Below are 17,958 nucleotides of genomic sequence, written 5' to 3' on the forward strand. Positions count from 1 at the left end.
GAGGCTATACCCCGGAGGCTATACCCCGGAGGCTATACCCCGGAGGCTATACCCCGGAGGCTATACCCCGCGGGCTGTACCCCGGCGTTACACCCGGAGTCGCCCCCCGAGGCCGCCGGCCAGTGGCAAAGAATCGCAAACTCGCCAAACCACACTGCCGAATCCACCATGAACATCGAGCAAGCGCGTTTCAACATGATCGAACAGCAGATCCGCCCCTGGGAAGTGCTCGACCAGGACGTGCTGAATCTGCTCTCGATCGTCAAGCGTGAAAACTTCGTCCCCACCGCCTACCGCGATCTGGCCTTCGTCGACTTCGAAGTGCCGCTGCCGGCCGGCCAGCACATGCTGGCGCCGCGCGTCGAAGCCCGCGTGCTGCAGGAACTGGCGGTGAAGAAACACGAAAGCGTGCTCGAAATCGGCGCCGGCTCAGGTTACATGGCCGCCCTGCTCGCGCACCGCGCACAGCACGTGCTGACGGTCGACATCGAACCGGAACTGGCTGAACTGGCGAAGAACAACCTCATCGCCAACGGCGTGCTGAACGCCGAAGTCGTCACGGGTGACGCCTCGCGCGGCTGGGCCAACGCCGCACCGTACGACGTGATCTGCGTCTCCGGCGGCCTGCCGGTGCTGCCACAGGAAATCCTCGAACACCTGAAGATCGGTGGCCGCCTTGCGGCGTTCGTCGGCACCGCGCCGGTCATGAAGGCGCAGATCATCACGCGTATCGACGAGAAGCAGTACCGCATTGCCGATGTGTTCGAAACTTATGTCGAACCGCTGATCAACGCCGTGCAGCCGCCGCGCTTCAAGTTTTAAATCGCACGTTTCGCACGTTTTTCCGGACGGCCGGCACGCCGCCGTCCTCTGAACTGGATGTCCTGCTGATGCAAAATCTGACCGCTCCCGCACTCGCTGAATGGCTCGCCGATCAATCGCGCCCTGCACCCGTGCTGCTCGACGTGCGCGAACCGTGGGAAATCCAGACGGCGTCGATCGCCGGCGCCGTGTCGATCCCGATGCGTGAGATTCCCGCGCGCAGCGAAGAGCTCGACGACGACGTGCAAATCGTCTGCGTGTGCCATCACGGCGCGCGCAGCGCCCAGGTCGCGATGTTCCTCGAATCGCGCGGCCATACCAACGTCTTCAATCTGCAAGGCGGGATCGACGCGTGGTCGCGTCAGGTCGATCCGACCGTTCCCACCTATTGATCGCACGGTAACGATGATCCGTCGGCGGGTGCCGGTCCATGCGGCCGCTCTCGCGCTTCATTGCGCGGCTCTCGCGTTTATTCCGATCGTTGACTGTGCTTCCGGAGGTGCCGACTGTGCCACATCCGAGTGTTGCGGCTAAAGGTGCCGCCGGCAAGCTCGGGCGACGGGCTATGCCGAATGCGGCGGCTCCTCAGTAAGCCGGTTCGCTTATTTTTTCCTTCTCCGATTGACCCTCTGCCTGCGCGCGACATTTCATTCGTTGCGCGTGCTGTCTGCTGCTTGTCGCTGCGTGCCGACGCATGTGACTCTTCGCACATCCTCAGGGCGCTGATCGCTTTCGACCTCCCTGACACCACCCGTTCATTGCGCTCCTTCCGGTCTGCGCCGCAGTATTTTCCTAAAGTTTCCTGAGCTCAACCCGGGCACCATGCTCCGACCATTTTTGGAGGAGCAAGGTGATGAAGGTTTTGAAGATCGCGATGCTGACGGCAACGCTGTTGCCGTCAGCATCGTATGCGGTTTTAGGCGGCGCGCCGAGCTCCAGTTCATCCTTGCCGGTGATGCTGCGTGCCACGCCGCAGTCTACCGACGCTGCAAGCACGGGCACCGGCGCAGCCAACACAACCGCCACTGCTCCCTACTCCGTGCGCGAGTCGCGCGACGCCGACGGCGTCACGATCCGCGAATACGTGCTGCCCAGCAATGTCGTGTTCGCGGTCACCTGGGAAGGGCCGATACGGCCGGATATGAAGGCGCTGCTCGGCAGCTATTTCCCCAACTACGTGAACGCCGGTGAAAGCCGTGTGCGCGGACCCGGCCCCATGGTCGAAGGCAATGACGACTTTCGCGTCGAGTCCGCCGGCCGCCTCGGCCACTTCTTCGGCGTCGCCTATCTCCCCCGCCTGAAACCCGCCGGCGTCCGCCCGGGCGATCTGAAATAAGACGGCCACCGAGTTACGGAAAAATATGAAAACTATTCACAAAACGTTCTGGGCGGCCATGACGGCTGCCAGCGTTCTACTTGCGGCATGCGGCGGTGGCAGCGGCGGAAGCAGCGGTGACGGCAGTTCCATCGGCTGGAACGCCACGCCTGACTGGATCACCCCGCCCAACGGCTCCGGTGGCACCAGCGGCTCGGGTAACGCTGGCTATACGAGCAACATCAAAACCGACAAGAACAATACGGTCACTGTCCGCGTCGACAATTCGATGGGCAGCATCAACATGCTGTATGCGTCGATCCAGGTGTGCGCGCCCGGCACGCAGGGCAAGGGGCAGTGCGTAACCGTCGACCGCATGCTGGTCGACACCGGCTCGACCGGCGTACGCATTGCTGCCAGCGCGCTGCAGTCGCTCAATTCACAGTTGCTCACGCAAGTCGGTGCTCCCGACGACAATACCGGCGCCTTCCCGATCGCTGAATGCATGACGTTTGCTTCCGGCTTCACATGGGGTTCGGTCAAGCGCGCTGACATCACGATCGGCAACCGGACGGCGAGCAACATTCCGATCCAGGTGACCGGCGACGGCGCTTTTAGCACGCCAGCGGACTGCGCTGCACGCGGTGGGGCAGACCTCAGCACCGCGAGAAGTCTCGGCGCCAACGGTATCCTGGGAATTGGACATGGCGTTCAAGACTCAAAGGACGCGCTGCAGAAGGCGGTACCTGGACTCTACTACTACTGCCCATCGGCGAATTCCTGCGTCAGTACACGCATGACTGTTGCCAAGGAGGTGATGAACCCGGTTGCGGCATTCGACGCCGACTACAACGGCACGGTCATCCGCTTGCCGGCGATTGCAGCGGGAGGCCAGGCGGGTGTCTCAGGTCAGTTGATATTCGGCGTCGGCACCCAGTCGAACAATACGCCGCCGGCCAATGCCAACATCTTTGCGCTCGACGAGTACGCCACTATGACGACCCAGTATCACGGCACCGTGCTTAACTGGAGCGCCATCGATAGCGGCACGAATGCGTACTTGTTCCCCGACGACACGATTCCCACGGCTTCCGAGTGGGAGTGGTACACGCCGTCGAGCCCGCTCAACCTGACGGCAACAATGGAGCCCACCGACGGTTCCACTCCGCCGGTTAGCGTGACCTTCCCGATCGACAACGCCCTGAATCTGATGGCAAGCGGTAACGCTGCGTACAACAACGTCGGTGCGTACTCCACGCACAGCCGCATGTTCCTCTGGGGCTTGCCGTTCTTCTATGGCCGCAGCGTGTATACGGTGATCGGAAACTCCAAGATCGGCAAACTGACTGGACCGCTCGTCGCGTTCTGACGATTGCGTCGTGTGTTGTTTGGGAGGCGGCGTTGCGAGACGCCTGCCTCTAGTTTTCCTACCCCCTGCCGCCGCGCGGACGTAGCCGAATCGCATCGGCGTTTCCTACTTATCGTTAGGACGTTTCACAGCCTCTCATTAATCGCCCGCAGGCAACATGCTCCGACCTGTTTTTTGGAGCAATGTGATGAGATTTGTAAAGATCGTGCTGGCCGTGTCGGCTCTTTTGCCGCTCGCGTCGTATGCGGCGTTGGGTGGGGCACCGGGTGCGGGTTCAGCCCCGAAGTCCTTGCTCCAATCGGCAGCGCCCACTTCCCCTTCTGCTTCAACCACGACCTATACCGTGCGCGAGTCACATGACACCGACGGCGTCAGGATTCGCGAATACGTGCTGCCTACCAATGTCGTATTTGCCGTCTCGTGGCAAGGGCCGGTGCGCCCCGACATGGTTGCGCTACTCGGTAGCTATTTTCCGAACGCTGTCGCCGCCGGTGCGGGCCGCGCGCGCGGCACCGGTCCGTTGATCGAACGCAATGGCGATTTTCAGATCGAGTCGGCAGGCAGGGCAGGAAACTTCTTCGGCAAGGCCCTTCTGCCGCGCCTCGTCCCCGCGAATGTTCGTGTTGACGATCTGCAGTAACACGGCACATCGATTTCACGGAACACAAGAAACATGACAACCCTCAATAAGAAACTTTGCTTCGCGTTGCTAACGGCTAGCTTGGCTCTATCAGCATGCGGTGGTGGCGGTGGCGACGACGGCAATTCGGACGCGACTAAAGACAACGATAAGCCGGCGACGCCGACGCCGAGTCCTACGCCTTCGCCGAGTCCGACTCCGACGCCAACTCCGGCTCCGACACCAACTCCGACACCAACTCCAACTCCGGCTCCGACACCGACACCGACACCAACACCAACACCAACACCAACACCCACACCGACTCCGACACCCACTCCGACTCCGACACCGACTCCGACACCGACACCGACACCGACCCCAGTCGCCGACGTGAACACCGTGCCGATTGTCGTCGATCGGACGATGGGCGAGACAAACATGCTCTATGTGAGCGCAACCATATGCATCCCCGGCTCGCAAGGCAGCACCCAATGCTCGACTGTCGATCACATGCTGCTCGACACCGGCTCGGTCGGCGTGCGCGTAATGGGAAGTGCGCTAGGCTCAACGCTCGCTTCCCGCTTGCCGGCGCAAACAGGGGCCTCTAACGATCCGACCGGAGGCGCTCCAATTGCCCAATGCGCGATTTTTATGGGTGGCTATACGTGGGGCTCGATCAAACGAGCCGACGTAACTATCGGAGGCAAAACCGCGGGCAATCTGCCGGTTCAGGTGATCGGCGACGGCGCATATGCCATGCCGTCGGAGTGCAATTCCCGCGGCATGATCGATCTCAATACGGCAGCCGCGCTCGGCGCGAACGGTGTGATAGGCATCGGCCATTCGGCGCGCGACTATCCGCTCGCGGCTCGGCAAGTGCTGTCGGCGACCTACTACTACTGTCCCTCGACGAGTTCGTGCACGAGTACGCGCGTACCGCTCGACACGCAAGTCATGAATCCTGTCGCCGACTTTACCTCCGATAACAACGGCACCATCATCCGTTTGCCGGCCTTGCCCGCAGACGGTCAAGCCACGGCGACAGGTGAACTCGTGTTCGGCGTCGGGACGCGTCAGAACAATGCGCTGCCATCGATGGCGAATATCGTGCCGGTGGATCAGAACGGTTTCTTCACGACCGTGTACAAGGGCAATACGCTCACTGGCGTGTTCGACAGTGGCACGAATGTGTATAACTTCCCGGATGCCACAATTCCCTACGCGGGCGTCTGGTACACGCCGTCTCCCGCCCTTAGCCTGTCCGCCGTCTTGAAGGCCACTAGCGGAGTCGGCACACCAGTCACTGTGCCGTTCTCGGTCGGCAATGGGCTCAGCTTGCGGGCAAATCTGAACGCGGCCTACGACAGTCTCGGCGCGAAATTTTCCGGAGGTTTCATGTGGGGTCTACCGTTCTTCTTCGGCCGTAGTGTGTATACCGTGCTCGAAGGCGCCAAGATCGGTACGCAGACTGGGCCGTTCGTCGCCTTCTGACAATCGGCTGCAGCACAGACGTCGTGTACAAAGAAGAGGCCGGCGCCGCGAGGCGCCGGCCTCTTTTCTTGCCACCACTCCCCCTGAAATCCCGCCGAATCCCACACCGCGATATCCACGCTCGCGTTCGATAAACCTCATGCGCTGCCCGTCACCACGCGCAGCGTGAGCAGAGCACGCCCATGCACAACGGCGCAGCGACCATGCACCGCAGACGCCCGCTGGCCGATCAACACGCTTCGTTGCGGCGCGGCACGCACCTGAACGAGGCGCACGCCCCGCTCCTGCACCAATTTTGCGCCGCGTTGCGCATAACTTAGGCGGCACATCACCGCCTCACAGCACGGCATCCGTGGACTTCAAGTCGAAATTACGACATGGCATGTGCCTTGCAGTACACAAGCGGCAAGTCATGCGGGATAAGCCCTGCTGGCTGAAATCGACGCCCATAAACATTCACCATCAATGGCAAGGGGAAATACATGAAACGTCGTAGTCTGTTGAAGTTCGGCTCCATGTCGGGCGCATTGGCGCTTGCAGGTCAGGTTCCGTTTGCTCAGGCGCAATCGGGCAGCGGTCCGATCAAAGTAGGCGTTCTACATTCCCTCTCCGGCACGATGGCGATCTCGGAGACATCGCTCAAAGACACCGCGCTGATGACCATCGCGGACATCAACAAGAACGGCGGCGTCATGGGCCGCCAACTGCAGCCGGTGGTCGTGGACCCGGCGTCGAACTGGCCGCTGTTCGCCGAAAAAGCGCGTCAGCTGATCACTCAGGAAAAATGCGCGGTCGTGTTCGGCTGCTGGACGTCGGTGTCGCGCAAGTCGGTGCTGCCGGTGTTCGAAGAACTGAACGGCCTGCTGTTCTACCCGGTGCAGTACGAAGGCGAAGAAATGTCGCGCAACGTGTTCTACACGGGCGCCGCGCCGAATCAGCAAGCGATTCCGGCAACCGAATACCTGATGAGCGCGGAAGGCGGCGGCGCCAAGCGCTTCTTCCTGCTGGGCACCGACTATGTGTACCCCCGCACGACCAACAAGATCCTGCGCGCGTTCCTCAAGTCGAAAGGCGTGCAGGAAGCCGATATCCAGGAGGTCTACACGCCGTTCGGCCACAGCGACTATCAGACCATCGTCGCGAACATCAAGACCTTCTCGCAGGGCGGCAAGACTGCGGTGATCTCGACCGTCAACGGCGACTCGAACGTGCCGTTCTACAAGGAACTGGGTAACCAGGGGCTGAAGGCGTCCGACGTGCCGGTCGTCGCATTCTCGGTCGGCGAAGAAGAACTGCGCGGCATCGATACGAAACCGCTGGTCGGCAATCTCGCGGCATGGAACTACTTCATGTCGCTTCGCAACCCGGCCAACGAGAAGTTCAAGAAGCAATGGGCGGCATGGGTCAAGGACAACAACCTGCCGGGCGGCACCAAGCGCGTGACGAATGACCCGATGGAAGCGACGTTCGTCGGCATCCATATGTGGAAGCAGGCCGTCGAAAAAGCGAAGAGCACGGACGTGGACAAAGTGCGCGTGGCGATGGTCGGCCAGACGTTTGCTGCGCCGTCGGGCTTCACGCTCGAAATGGACGGCAATCACCATCTGCACAAGCCGGTGATGATCGGCGAAGTGCGTGCCGACGGCCAGTTCAACGTGGTGTGGCGCACCAAGACCGCGGTTCGCGCGCAACCGTGGAGCCCGTTCATTGCCGGCAATTCGAGCAAGCCGGATGTGGTCAGTTCGATTCCCGCATTCCTGAAGCGCTCGCGAGTCGCCTGAGCCTGAGTCTGAACCTTCTGGGCAGAGCCGGAACTGAACCACGGCTCTGTCCGGCAGGACATTGCAAGACGCAAGACAACGGCGTGGCACCGGTGCATCACCTTGATGCCGCGCCGCCTCGCCGGTTTTTCTTCAAAGGCCATCATGGCGTTTTCATTTCCGAAATTCGCACGACGCAGCATCGGCGGCCTCGCGCTCGCGCTTATCGTTAGCGCGCCGCTTGCCGCCTTCGCGCTCACGCCGGCCGATGTCGCGCCGCTCGCCGGTGACGACTTCGATGCGAAATCCGCGGCAATCGACAAACTGATTGCCAACCACGACAAGGAATCGCTCGCGGTGCTCAAAGCCCTGTCCGAAGACAGCGCGCTCGCCGCCGATTCCGGCGCAGTGCTGCTGCAAGACGGCGACACGGCACGCGATGCCGTCACTGGTAAAACGGTCGCCGCGGGCGACGCGCAGCCGGTCACTCTGAACAACCTGCTGCGCTCGAAAGTAGCGGGCGCACTCTCGGGTCTGCAACTCGACTCGCCCGATGCCGCCACGCGCGACGCCGCCGTCACCGCACTGCTGCAAAACCCCGATCCGTCGATTAAACCGCTCGTCGACGCGGCTCGCGCGAAGGAAACCGACCCGGCGCTGAAGAAGCGCCTCGACACGCTGTGGGCAATGACCGCGTTGCACGACGCCGACCCGGCCAAGCGTCTCGAAGCCGTGCAACTGGTTGCCGCGCGGCACGATCTCGACATGAACGAACTGCTGCGCCCGCTCGTCGCGAAGAAGCCAGACGGCACCTTCAACGAAGCCGACGATCGCGTGCGCTCCGCCGCGCAAAGCGGCATCGACGAACTCGATTCGATCCAGCGCCGCAGCCAGATCGCGGGCACCTTGTTCGCAGGCTTGTCGCTCGGCAGCGTGCTGCTGCTCGCCGCATTGGGTCTCGCAATCACGTATGGGCTGATCGGCGTGATCAACATGGCGCACGGTGAATTCCTGATGATCGGCGCTTACGCCACCTACGTCGTGCAGAACCTGTTCCAGCGCTTTGCGCCCGGTGCGTTCGACTGGTATCCGCTGCTGGCCGTGCCGGCGTCTTTCGCTGCAGCAGGACTCGTCGGCATCGTGCTCGAACGGCTGGTGTTGAAGCATTTGTACGGCCGTCCACTCGAAACCTTGCTGACCACCTTCGGTGTCAGCCTGATTCTGATTCAGGCGACACGTATGGTGTTCGGCGCGCAGAACGTGCAGGTGATCAACCCGGCCTGGATGAGCGGTGGCGTGACCGTGCTGCCCAATCTGATCCTGCCGTACAACCGGCTGGCGATTCTGGCGTTCTCGCTGATTGTCGTTGGGATTGCGTGGGCTGTCCTGACTAAAACCCGCCTGGGTCTGTTCGTGCGAGCCGTCACGCAAAACCGGCGGATGGCAGCATGCGTCGGTGTGAAGACCGCGCGTGTCGATTCGTATGCGTTCGCGTTCGGTGCGGGCATTGCCGGCCTAGGTGGCTGTGCGCTGTCGCAGATCGGCAATGTGGGCCCGGATCTCGGCCAGAGCTACATCATCGATTCGTTCATGGCCGTCGTGCTCGGCGGTGTCGGCCAACTCGCCGGCACGGTGATCGGCGGCTTCGGCCTCGGGTTGATCAGCAAGGCGATCGAACCGTTCTGGGGCGCGGTGCTCGCCAAGATCGCAGTGCTCGTGCTGATCGTGCTGTTCATCCAGAAACGTCCGCAGGGCATGTTCGCCCTCAAGGGCCGTAGCGCGGAGGCATGAGATGACATCGGCTACCTCTTCGGCTCACGTCGGCTCAGCGAGCAATGGCGCTATTGCCGGACGCGAAGCGCAGTCCGGCTTCGCGCTCGGCTTGCCGCCGCGTCCCGCACTGCTGTCACGACGCGCGTGGCTCGCGCTAATCGCACTGATCATCGTGTTCGGTCTTGGCGTGCCGTTCGCTACGCTGGTGGTCCCGGAGACAAGCGCGTTCCATCTGTCCGCGTACGCGATGACGATCACCGGCAAGTTCATGTGCTACGCAATCGCCGCGCTGGCACTCGATCTCGTGTGGGGCTATTGCGGCATTCTGAGCCTGGGACACGCGTTGTTCTTTGCATTGGGCGGTTACGCGATCGGCATGTACCTGATGCGCTCGATCGGCCACGAAGGCAAATACGGCAGCGACCTGCCCGACTTCATGGTGTTTCTCGATTGGCATCAACTCCCGTGGTACTGGGAAGGCACGCAGCATCTCGGGTATGCGTTGCTGCTGGTAGTGCTGGTGCCGGCGGTGGTCGCATGGGTGTTCGGCTTCTTTACGTTCCGCTCGCGGGTGAAGGGCGTGTACCTGTCGATCATCACGCAGGCGATGACGTTTGCCGCCATGCTGCTGTTCTACCGCAATGAAACAGGTTTCGGTGGCAACAACGGCTTTACCGATTTCAAACGTATCGGTGGTTTTCCGATTACGCATCCGGGCACGCGCACCGCCCTTCTGCTGATCACGTTTGCAGTGTTGATCCTGGCTTTCATCGGCGCGCGGGCAATCGTCACGTCGAAGCTCGGCCGTGTGGTCACTGCGGTGCGTGATGGCGAAACGCGTTTGATGTTCCTCGGCTACAGCCCGCTCGCGTACAAGCTGTTCGTGTGGACCGTCTCCGCTGTTTTGTGCGGGATTGCTGGCGCCTTGTATGTGCCGCAGGTCGGCATCATCAACCCGGGCGAGATGTCGCCGGGCAACTCGATCGAGATGGCAATCTGGGTTGCGGTGGGTGGACGCGGCACGTTGATCGGACCGATCATCGGCGCGTTCGCGGTGAATGGCGCGAAGAGCTTCTTTACCGCGAACTTCCCTGAATACTGGCTGTTCTTTCTTGGTCTGATTTTCGTGCTGGTCCCGCTGTTGTTGCCGAACGGCATCATGGGGCTGATCGAAATGGTCACGCGCAAGAGGAACCGCTCATGAACGAAAACCCGATGGTTCCTGATCTTGCATTGCCCGAAGAGCCTGCTGAACGGTCGCTGAGCGGTGTCGCGAGCATGGGGCACGCGGTGGTGCCGGGCGAGATCGATATTTCGCACGGGACGATTCTGTACCTTGACGACGTGACCGTGAGTTTCGATGGATTTCGCGCATTGAATGCGCTGACGTTATCGATCAACGCGGGTGAATTGCGCTGCATCATCGGGCCGAATGGGGCCGGCAAGACGACGATGATGGATGTCATCACCGGGAAGACCGAGCCGGATTCCGGCAAGGTTTTTCTGGGGCAGTCGATTGATCTGACGCGGATGAATGAGCCTTCTATTGCGCGCGCCGGGATTGGGCGCAAGTTTCAGAAGCCTACTGTTTTTGAACAGCATCCGGTGTGGGAGAACCTTGAGTTGGCCATGAAGGCCGACAAGGGATGGTGGGCATCTCTGCGTGCGCGATTGGATCGTGAGGCGCAAGCGCGGATTGAAGAAACGCTGGCCTTGATTGGCTTGGAGAGCGAAGCGCGGCGGCTGGCCGGTGAGTTGTCGCACGGACAGAAACAGCGGCTCGAGATCGGCATGTTGCTGATGCAAAAACCGGCGTTGCTGTTGCTCGACGAGCCTGCAGCAGGCATGACCGATGACGAGACCATGCAATTGGCTGAACTGCTCAATCATTTGCGCGGGAGTTGTTCGATGATGGTTGTCGAACACGATATGGAGTTTGTCGCGGCGCTGTCGGGTGAGAAGGGCAAGGTCACGGTGATGGCCGAAGGGCGAGTGCTCGCCCACGGCACGCTTGACGAGGTGAAGAGAGATGAGACGGTGATCGAGTCTTATCTCGGGCGGTAACGGCCACAATCAAATCACGGCCGCAAAAAGCCACCAGAATTCAAGGATCGATCGACATGCTAGAAGTAGAAAACCTCAACCAGTACTACGGCGGCAGCCACATTCTTCGTGACGTGAAACTCACCGTGCCCGACGGCAAGCTCACCGTGCTGCTGGGTCGCAATGGCGTGGGCAAGACGACCTTGCTTCGATGCCTGATGGGCGTCGTCCAAACCAAGAGCGGCTCGATCGCCTGGCGCGGCGCACCGATCACCAAGCTGCCGACCTACTCGCGTGTAGAGAAAGGCCTCGCCTATGTTCCGCAAGGCCGTGACATCTTCCCGCGGCTGACCGTCGAAGAAAATCTGTTGGTCGGTGCAGCCAGCAAAAAAGCGCCGAAGAAAATCCCGGATCGTATCTACGAACTCTTCCCCGTCCTGAAGGACATGCGCAGCCGCCGCGGCGGCGACCTCTCCGGCGGTCAGCAACAACAACTCGCAATTGGCCGCGCGCTGATGAGCGATCCACAGTTGCTGATCCTCGATGAACCCACCGAAGGCATCCAGCCGTCGATCATTCAGGACATTGGCCGCACGCTGCGTCAACTGGTCGAAGAAATGGGCATGACCGTGCTGCTCGTCGAACAGTATTACGACTTCGCCAAAGAGATTGCCGATCGGTATTGGGTGATGAGCCGTGGTGAAATCGTCGCGGGCGGTGAAGGCGCCAACATGGATACGGATGGCGTGCGCGCATTGATTGCCGTCTGAGCTGCGCAAACAGCACAAACGGCGCAGCATGCTATTCTCGCCGCATCCTGTGGCAACGCGGCTCGTCGTTGCCTAACGCGTGCGGGCACGCTGCGCATTGACGCGTCTGTTGCTGCGTCCGCTACTGTGCCCAATGCAGCTCCCAGCCGCTCATTCATTCGCATGTCGCTTCACGAAAACCACGCTGCACTCGCCACCGCGCAACCCACCGCGCACTCACAATGGCGCGCGCGCCTCGAACTCGGCTTCGTCAAAGACGGCGAACGGACGACGCTCAAGCATCGGCTGCATGATGGTCCGTTGCGCGTGCAACGGCCGCTCTATCCGGAAGGCCATGCGATCTGCCACGCAGTAATCGTGCATCCGCCGGGTGGGATCGCGGGCGGCGATCAACTCGATATCGACGTGGATGTCGGCGACAGCGCGCACGCCGTCATCACCACGCCCGGCGCGACCAAGTGGTACAAGTCCAATGGCCGTGCGGCACGGCAGAATATTGCGGTGCGTGTCGGCCCGCAGGCGAAACTCGATTGGCTGCCGCAGAACAATATCGTTTTCGATCAAGCCAACGCGATGCTGGATTTTTCGCTGACGCTTGGCGAAGGCGCTACCGCGCTTGGATGGGACGCGACTCAGCTCGGGCGACAAGCTGCTGGTGAGCGATGGTCAAACGGGCAGTTGCGAGCCGTATCGCGGATCGTTGGCGCGAATGGCGAGGCACTGTGGCTCGAGCGTGCGAGCCTCAGCGCGGAAGATTCATTGCGGGATGCCGCGCAAGGGCTTGCCGGGTTTCCTGCGTATGGCACGCTCTGGGCGGTCGGGACGGCCTGCGATGATGCACTCGCTGAAGCGCTCACTGCCCAGCTGCCGTTTGATGATTCGTTGCGGGCGGCGGCTTCCTGTGTCACTGAAGGGGTTTTACTCGTGCGAGCGGTGTCGCGGTCAATGGAGACGCTGCAGCGTGCGCTGACTCAATGCTGGCTTCAGTTGCGCCCAGTCGTGCATGGTGTAGACGCGATGCCACTCCGAATCTGGTCAACCTAATCCGCTCATCAGCAAAGGCGCCTCGCAGCGCGAGCGCGCCTTTCACCTTCGTAAGACGTCGTAAGCACCAATCCGGCGCATCCGACTGCTCCAAGTCGGTGCGACGTCGCATCTTTCGCCCCGCCAAGCCATGCTGCACCGCCATGGCACATACCTTGCGTCGGATCCCCACGATGCTGCCGCGTCCTGACGGCAGCCGACCACCCGCCACCACCGCTCGCACAACATGACCCGATCGACCCTTCGCCCTGCGCGTCGCGCCTGGCTCGCCGCACTGCTGCTCTCGCCCGTCCTCGCCATCAATGCGCCCGCTGCCCACGCGGATACGCTCGACAACATCACCAAAGCCGGCGTGCTGAAAGTCGCAGTTCCCGAAGACTATCCGCCGTTCGGCTCGGTCGGCGCGGATATGAAGCCGCAAGGCTATGACATCGATACCGCCGCGATGCTCGCGAAGTCGATGAACGTGAAGCTCGAACTCGTGCCGGTCAATAGCGCGAACCGCATTCCGTATCTGCAAACGGGTAAGGTCGATCTGGTGATTTCGTCGCTCGGCAAAACGCCTGAGCGTGACAAGGTCATCGACTTTTCGACGGCCTATGCGCCGTATTACCAGGGCGTGTTCGGTCCCGCCGACATCAAGGTCACCGGCCCCGCTGATCTCACCGGCAGGACGGTCGGCGCCACGCGCGGCGCGCTCGAAGAAATCGGTCTCACGCAAATGGCGCCGAACGCGACCATCAAACGCTTCGAAGATAACAACGCGACCATCGCCGCGTTTCTCTCGGGCCAGGTGCAGTTGATCGCTGCCGGCAATATCGTCGCCGCCGCGATCAATGCGAAGAATCCGCCGCGCCGTCCGGAACCTAAGTTCGTTATAAAGGACTCACCATGTTTCGTCGGCATGAACAAAAATGAAAGCCGGCTGCAGGCGAAGGTCAACGCCGCCATCGCCCAAGCGAAGGCGGACGGCACGCTCAACACGATGTCGAAGAAGTGGTTCGGCGCGCCCTTGCCGACCAGTCTGTAAGCGGGTCGTCAATTCAGCTTGATATCTTTGTAAGCTGATCTGGCAGTAAGCTTGTCGCGGTTTGTTTCGCGTCGCATTTCGAGCGGCCGCGACGGCGCACAACGAAGCGCGACCTCGATCGCATCCAACGCCTGTCCTCGCTGGGACAGGCGTAACCCAACCTGATATCCGATGAAGCTGACACCTCGCGAGAAGGACAAGCTGCTGATCTTCACCGCCGCGCTGCTCGCCGAACGGCGCCGTGCTCGCGGCCTCAAACTGAACTACCCCGAAGCGATCGCTTTCATCACCGCCGCGCTGATGGAAGCGGCCCGTGACGGCAAGACCGTCGCCGAGGTCATGCACTACGGCACCACGCTGCTGACGCGCGCCGACGTGATGGAAGGCGTGCCGGAAATGATCCCCGACATCCAGGTCGAAGCCACGTTCCCCGACGGCACCAAGCTCGTCACCGTTCATCACCCGATCCCCTAATCACGCAAGGCAGCCCCATGATTCCCGGCGAACTCCTCATCGACGACGGCGAACACGAACTCAACGCGGGCCGCGCCACCGTCACGGTGCTCGTGTCGAATACCGGCGACCGTCCGGTGCAGATCGGCTCGCACTACCACTTCTATGAAGTGAACGAGGCGCTCTCCTTCGATCGTGAAGCGGCGCGCGGCTTCCGGCTCAACATCGCAGCGGGCACCGCCGTGCGCTTCGAGCCCGGCCAGGAACGCACCGTCGAGTTGGTCGAACTGGCGGGCGACCGCGTCGTCTACGGCTTCAACGGCAAGGTGATGGGCAAACTCTGATGCGCGACCCGCGCACGCTTGCTCTGACCACCCTGCTCATTTCCGGACCCACACCATGACATTACGCATCGGCCGCCGCGCATACGCGGAAATGTTCGGCCCCACCACTGGCGACCGCGTGCGCCTCGCCGATACCGAGTTGCTGATCGAAGTCGAACGCGACTTCACGACTTACGGCGAAGAAGTGAAATTCGGCGGCGGCAAAGTGATTCGCGACGGCATGGGCCAGTCGCAACGCGTGCATGCCGACGTGGTCGATACTGTCGTGACGAATGCTGTGATTCTCGATCACTGGGGCATCGTCAAGGCCGACATCGGTATCAAGAACGGCCGCATCGCCGCGATCGGCAAAGCGGGCAATCCCGACATTCAACCGAACGTGACGATCGCGATCGGCGCGTCCACCGAAGTGATCGCCGGCGAAGGTCTGATCGTGACGGCGGGTGGCATCGATACGCACATTCACTTCATCAGCCCGCAGCAGATCGAAGAAGCACTCGCGAGCGGCGTGACGACGATGCTCGGCGGCGGCACAGGTCCGGCAACGGGCACGAACGCGACGACTTGCACGCCGGGCCCGTGGCATCTCGAACGCATGCTGCAAGCGGCCGATGGTTATCCGATGAATCTCGGCTTTCTCGGTAAGGGCAATGTGAGTCAGCCGCAACCTGCTTTGGAGCAGATCGCTGCGGGCGCGATCGGTTTGAAGCTGCACGAAGACTGGGGCACGACACCGGCTGCGATCGACAACTGTCTTTCCGTCGCCGACGATACCGACACGCAGGTCGCGATCCACACGGATACGCTGAACGAAGCCGGTTTCGTGGAAGCGACCGTGGCCGCGTTCAAGGGCCGCACGATCCACACGTATCACACGGAAGGCGCAGGCGGCGGCCACGCACCGGACATCATCAAGGTGTGCGGCGAAGCGAATGTGCTGCCCTCCTCCACCAATCCGACGCGCCCGTACACCGTCAACACGCTCGAAGAGCATCTCGACATGCTGATGGTGTGCCATCACCTGGACCCGTCGATTGCGGAAGATATCGCGTTTGCCGAGTCGCGCATTCGCCGCGAGACCATTGCTGCCGAAGACATCCTGCATGACCTCGGCGCGTTGTCGATGCTGTCGTCGGATTCGCAGGCGATGGGGCGCGTGGGCGAAGTGATCATCCGCACGTGGCAGACCGCGCACAAGATGAAGGTGCAACGCGGCGCGCTGCCTGAAGATAACGCACGTCACGACAATTTCCGCGCGAAGCGTTACGTTGCCAAGTACACGATCAACCCGGCGATCACGCATGGTATCTCGCATGAAGTCGGCTCGATCGAGCCGGGCAAGTGGGCCGATCTGGTGTTCTGGGAGCCGGCGTTTTTTGGCATCAAGCCGTCGCTGATTCTGAAGGGCGGCATGATCGCGATGGCGCAGATGGGCGACCCGAACGCGTCGATTCCGACGCCGCAGCCGGTCCACTATCGCGAGATGTTCGCGACGCGTGGCGGTGCGTTGGGACGTACTTCACTGACCTTCGTTTCGCAGTTGGCTGCGGACGCGGGTGTCGGCGAACGCTATGGCCTGAACAAGCGTATCGTTGCTGTGAAGAACTGCCGCAAGATCACGAAGGCGGACATGATTCACAACGCGTGGCGTCCGGCAATTAGCGTCGATCCTGAGACGTATCAGGTTATCGCTGATGGTCAGTTGCTGACCTGCGAGCCGGCCACCGTGCTGCCGATGGCGCAGCGTTACTTCCTGTTCTAAACCATGCGCACTCTCGACAAACTGATTGCGCCGCATTTGAAGCTCGCACCTGTTCTGGTGAAGCGCGCGCCGACTTTGACGCTTGCTTTTGATGACCGCCGTAAGAGCCGTCTAGCGGCAACGCTGGATAACGGCGAAGAGATCGCGCTGCTGTTGCCGCGCGGTACTGTTCTGCGCGACGGCGATGTTCTGGTCGCTGATGATGGTGGTTTGGTGCGCGTAGTCGCTGCTCCCGAAGCCGTGTTGGTTGTCCGCGCGAAAGATGCACTGACTCTGACGCGCGCCGCTTATCACCTCGGCAATCGTCATACACCGGTCGAAGTCGGTGCGGATTATCTGAAGCTTGAATATGATCCGGTGCTGGCCGATATGCTGAAGCGCATCGGCGCAAGCGTGGATCAGGTGTCGATGCCGTTCCAGCCGGAATCGGGCGCGTACGGCGGTGGTCACAAGCATGGTCACGATGAGACCTTTGCTGAAGACTATGCGTTAGCTCAGCAGGTGTTCGGCGAGCATCATGGGCATGAGCATCCGCACGATCATGAGCATGGGCACAGCCACGCGCACGGTCACTCGCATGACCATGACCATGACCATGACCACGGCCACGACCATTCGCACGATCCCAAAGACGACGATCACGTCCACGACGAATCGTGCGGCCACGGGCATCATCACCATGCGCATCGCTGAACTCACAGCGCTGCTGCATCTCGCGTCGCCGGCATTACCGATCGGCGCGTTCAGCTACTCGCAGGGTCTCGAAGCGGCGATCGAAGCGCAACTCATCACCGATGCGGATTCCGCACGCGATTGGATCGCAAGCGGTTTAACCGACGTGCTCGCGCGTGGCGAATTGCCGTTTCTCGCACATCAAATGGAACGCTGGCGCGCGCATGACGCAGACGGCTTGCGCGAAGCAAACAGCGAGTTCCTGGCAAGCCGTGAGTCCGCTGAGCTACGACGCGAAACGGAACAGATGGGCTGGTCACTGCGTCAGTTGTGCGTCTCGCTCGAATGGGGCGGCGCAGACCGACGTATGACGCTGGCATCGCTCAAACCCTTGGCTCAACCCACGGCTTTCGCATTCGCCGCTTTCGCCCACGACGCAGCGCCTGACGTCGCTCTTGCCGCCTACGCATTCAGCTGGGTAGAAAACCAGGCTGCCGCCGCATTGAAGGCGGTGCCGCTCGGTCAACTCGCGGGCCAACGCATCATCGTCGCGCTACGCGAGCCGATCGATGCCGCCGTCACACGCGCCTTGGCTACTTCACCCGACAACATCAACACCTTCGCGCCGCAATTGGGCATTCTGTCGGCGCGTCACGAGTCGCAGTATTCGCGGCTCTTTCGCTCATAA

At 61.4% G+C, this 17,958-nt stretch carries 20 protein-coding genes; 18 read left to right on the forward strand and 2 right to left on the reverse strand.

What is annotated here, in order from left to right; all coding sequences use genetic code 11:
- The first annotated feature begins 168 nt into the window (after positions 1 to 168).
- The 5 genes from M0D66_RS25420 (at position 169) to M0D66_RS25440 (ending at position 4,146) form a co-directional block, all read left to right on the forward strand.
- Positions 169 to 822, forward strand: a complete 654-nt coding sequence (locus M0D66_RS25420) for a protein-L-isoaspartate O-methyltransferase (protein ID WP_093636283.1) — start codon at positions 169 to 171, stop codon at positions 820 to 822.
- Between the two features lie 68 nt (positions 823 to 890).
- Positions 891 to 1,214: a rhodanese-like domain-containing protein gene (locus M0D66_RS25425; RefSeq protein WP_054042884.1), complete on the forward strand. Its 324-nt coding sequence runs from the start codon at positions 891 to 893 to the stop codon at positions 1,212 to 1,214.
- A gap of 461 nt (positions 1,215 to 1,675) precedes the next feature.
- On the forward strand, positions 1,676 to 2,158 hold the full coding sequence (locus M0D66_RS25430; RefSeq protein WP_266211855.1) for a DUF2844 domain-containing protein: 483 nt from the start codon (positions 1,676 to 1,678) through the stop codon (positions 2,156 to 2,158).
- A gap of 25 nt (positions 2,159 to 2,183) precedes the next feature.
- Positions 2,184 to 3,506 carry a DUF3443 domain-containing protein gene (locus M0D66_RS25435; protein WP_266211857.1) on the forward strand — a complete coding sequence of 441 codons (1,323 nt, stop codon included), beginning with the start codon at positions 2,184 to 2,186 and terminating at the stop codon, positions 3,504 to 3,506.
- 187 nt (positions 3,507 to 3,693) lie between these two features.
- On the forward strand, positions 3,694 to 4,146 hold the full coding sequence (locus M0D66_RS25440) for a DUF2844 domain-containing protein (RefSeq protein WP_266211858.1): 453 nt from the start codon (positions 3,694 to 3,696) through the stop codon (positions 4,144 to 4,146).
- 175 nt (positions 4,147 to 4,321) lie between these two features.
- Here the strand turns inward: M0D66_RS25440 and M0D66_RS25445 are convergent, their stop codons facing one another.
- Entirely contained in the window at positions 4,322 to 4,501 is a 180-nt protein-coding gene (locus tag M0D66_RS25445) for a hypothetical protein (RefSeq protein ID WP_266211859.1), read from the reverse strand.
- A 17-nt stretch (positions 4,502 to 4,518) separates the two neighbouring features.
- Between M0D66_RS25445 and M0D66_RS25450 the strand changes: the two genes are divergently transcribed.
- A complete protein-coding gene (locus M0D66_RS25450; RefSeq protein WP_266211860.1) occupies positions 4,519 to 5,619 on the forward strand; it encodes a DUF3443 domain-containing protein in 1,101 nt (366 codons plus the stop codon).
- A gap of 137 nt (positions 5,620 to 5,756) precedes the next feature.
- On the opposite strand, the gene M0D66_RS25455 is transcribed toward M0D66_RS25450, so the two are convergent.
- Positions 5,757 to 5,894 (reverse strand): hypothetical protein, encoded by a 138-nt coding sequence (locus tag M0D66_RS25455; protein ID WP_167378421.1) that lies wholly within the window; start codon positions 5,892 to 5,894, stop codon positions 5,757 to 5,759.
- Positions 5,895 to 6,101: 207 nt separating this feature from the next.
- Between M0D66_RS25455 and urtA the strand changes: the two genes are divergently transcribed.
- From urtA to M0D66_RS25515, 12 genes are all read left to right on the forward strand, one after another.
- A complete protein-coding gene (urtA, locus tag M0D66_RS25460; protein ID WP_171926778.1) occupies positions 6,102 to 7,400 on the forward strand; it encodes an urea ABC transporter substrate-binding protein in 1,299 nt (432 codons plus the stop codon).
- 144 nt (positions 7,401 to 7,544) lie between these two features.
- The gene (gene urtB / locus M0D66_RS25465) at positions 7,545 to 9,170 is read left to right on the forward strand and encodes an urea ABC transporter permease subunit UrtB (RefSeq protein ID WP_266211861.1); all 1,626 of its coding nucleotides are present in this window, start codon (positions 7,545 to 7,547) and stop codon (positions 9,168 to 9,170) included.
- A 1-nt stretch (position 9,171) separates the two neighbouring features.
- Positions 9,172 to 10,356, forward strand: coding sequence for an urea ABC transporter permease subunit UrtC (gene urtC / locus M0D66_RS25470; RefSeq protein ID WP_266211862.1), 1,185 nt, complete (start codon positions 9,172 to 9,174; stop codon positions 10,354 to 10,356).
- Positions 10,353 to 11,216 carry an urea ABC transporter ATP-binding protein UrtD gene (urtD, locus tag M0D66_RS25475; RefSeq protein ID WP_093636302.1) on the forward strand — a complete coding sequence of 288 codons (864 nt, stop codon included), beginning with the start codon at positions 10,353 to 10,355 and terminating at the stop codon, positions 11,214 to 11,216. The genes urtC and urtD overlap by 4 nt, the downstream gene beginning before the upstream one ends.
- Positions 11,217 to 11,272: 56 nt before the next feature.
- Positions 11,273 to 11,965, forward strand: coding sequence for an urea ABC transporter ATP-binding subunit UrtE (gene urtE / locus M0D66_RS25480; protein ID WP_074286084.1), 693 nt, complete (start codon positions 11,273 to 11,275; stop codon positions 11,963 to 11,965).
- A 162-nt stretch (positions 11,966 to 12,127) separates the two neighbouring features.
- Positions 12,128 to 13,009 (forward strand): urease accessory protein UreD, encoded by an 882-nt coding sequence (locus M0D66_RS25485; RefSeq protein ID WP_266211865.1) that lies wholly within the window; start codon positions 12,128 to 12,130, stop codon positions 13,007 to 13,009.
- Positions 13,010 to 13,235: 226 nt separating this feature from the next.
- On the forward strand, positions 13,236 to 14,039 hold the full coding sequence (locus M0D66_RS25490) for a transporter substrate-binding domain-containing protein (RefSeq protein WP_266211866.1): 804 nt from the start codon (positions 13,236 to 13,238) through the stop codon (positions 14,037 to 14,039).
- A 171-nt stretch (positions 14,040 to 14,210) separates the two neighbouring features.
- A complete protein-coding gene (ureA, locus tag M0D66_RS25495) occupies positions 14,211 to 14,513 on the forward strand; it encodes an urease subunit gamma (RefSeq protein ID WP_054041799.1) in 303 nt (100 codons plus the stop codon).
- A gap of 17 nt (positions 14,514 to 14,530) precedes the next feature.
- Entirely contained in the window at positions 14,531 to 14,836 is a 306-nt protein-coding gene (locus M0D66_RS25500; RefSeq protein WP_063495015.1) for an urease subunit beta, read from the forward strand.
- A gap of 55 nt (positions 14,837 to 14,891) precedes the next feature.
- Entirely contained in the window at positions 14,892 to 16,598 is a 1,707-nt protein-coding gene (gene ureC / locus M0D66_RS25505; RefSeq protein WP_093636312.1) for an urease subunit alpha, read from the forward strand.
- A gap of 3 nt (positions 16,599 to 16,601) precedes the next feature.
- Entirely contained in the window at positions 16,602 to 17,291 is a 690-nt protein-coding gene (gene ureE, locus M0D66_RS25510) for an urease accessory protein UreE (RefSeq protein ID WP_266211870.1), read from the forward strand.
- Complete coding sequence (locus M0D66_RS25515) at positions 17,278 to 17,958, forward strand: urease accessory protein UreF (RefSeq protein WP_266211950.1); 681 nt, start codon at positions 17,278 to 17,280, stop codon at positions 17,956 to 17,958. Before ureE ends, M0D66_RS25515 begins: the two co-directional genes overlap by 14 nt.

The organism is Paraburkholderia sp. SECH2 (genome assembly GCF_030464795.1).
Classification (GTDB): Bacteria; Pseudomonadota; Gammaproteobacteria; order Burkholderiales; family Burkholderiaceae; genus Paraburkholderia; species Paraburkholderia aspalathi.

Excerpts from the sequence above, each read along its gene's own strand:
- M0D66_RS25485 (WP_266211865.1), top strand. The coding sequence starts at position 12,128 with ATGTCGCTTCACGAAAACCACGCTGCACTCGCCACCGCGCAACCCACC.
- ureC (WP_093636312.1), top strand. The coding sequence starts at position 14,892 with ATGACATTACGCATCGGCCGCCGCGCATACGCGGAAATGTTCGGCCCC.
- urtA (WP_171926778.1), top strand. The coding sequence starts at position 6,102 with ATGAAACGTCGTAGTCTGTTGAAGTTCGGCTCCATGTCGGGCGCATTG.
- M0D66_RS25515 (WP_266211950.1), top strand. The coding sequence starts at position 17,278 with ATGCGCATCGCTGAACTCACAGCGCTGCTGCATCTCGCGTCGCCGGCA.
- urtB (WP_266211861.1), top strand. The coding sequence starts at position 7,545 with ATGGCGTTTTCATTTCCGAAATTCGCACGACGCAGCATCGGCGGCCTC.
- ureA (WP_054041799.1), top strand. The coding sequence starts at position 14,211 with ATGAAGCTGACACCTCGCGAGAAGGACAAGCTGCTGATCTTCACCGCC.
- M0D66_RS25420 (WP_093636283.1), top strand. The coding sequence starts at position 169 with ATGAACATCGAGCAAGCGCGTTTCAACATGATCGAACAGCAGATCCGC.
- ureE (WP_266211870.1), top strand. The coding sequence starts at position 16,602 with ATGCGCACTCTCGACAAACTGATTGCGCCGCATTTGAAGCTCGCACCT.
- M0D66_RS25425 (WP_054042884.1), top strand. The coding sequence starts at position 891 with ATGCAAAATCTGACCGCTCCCGCACTCGCTGAATGGCTCGCCGATCAA.
- urtC (WP_266211862.1), top strand. The coding sequence starts at position 9,172 with ATGACATCGGCTACCTCTTCGGCTCACGTCGGCTCAGCGAGCAATGGC.
- M0D66_RS25440 (WP_266211858.1), top strand. The coding sequence starts at position 3,694 with ATGAGATTTGTAAAGATCGTGCTGGCCGTGTCGGCTCTTTTGCCGCTC.
- M0D66_RS25435 (WP_266211857.1), top strand. The coding sequence starts at position 2,184 with ATGAAAACTATTCACAAAACGTTCTGGGCGGCCATGACGGCTGCCAGC.
- M0D66_RS25430 (WP_266211855.1), top strand. The coding sequence starts at position 1,676 with ATGAAGGTTTTGAAGATCGCGATGCTGACGGCAACGCTGTTGCCGTCA.
- urtD (WP_093636302.1), top strand. The coding sequence starts at position 10,353 with ATGAACGAAAACCCGATGGTTCCTGATCTTGCATTGCCCGAAGAGCCT.
- M0D66_RS25490 (WP_266211866.1), top strand. The coding sequence starts at position 13,236 with ATGACCCGATCGACCCTTCGCCCTGCGCGTCGCGCCTGGCTCGCCGCA.
- urtE (WP_074286084.1), top strand. The coding sequence starts at position 11,273 with ATGCTAGAAGTAGAAAACCTCAACCAGTACTACGGCGGCAGCCACATT.
- M0D66_RS25500 (WP_063495015.1), top strand. The coding sequence starts at position 14,531 with ATGATTCCCGGCGAACTCCTCATCGACGACGGCGAACACGAACTCAAC.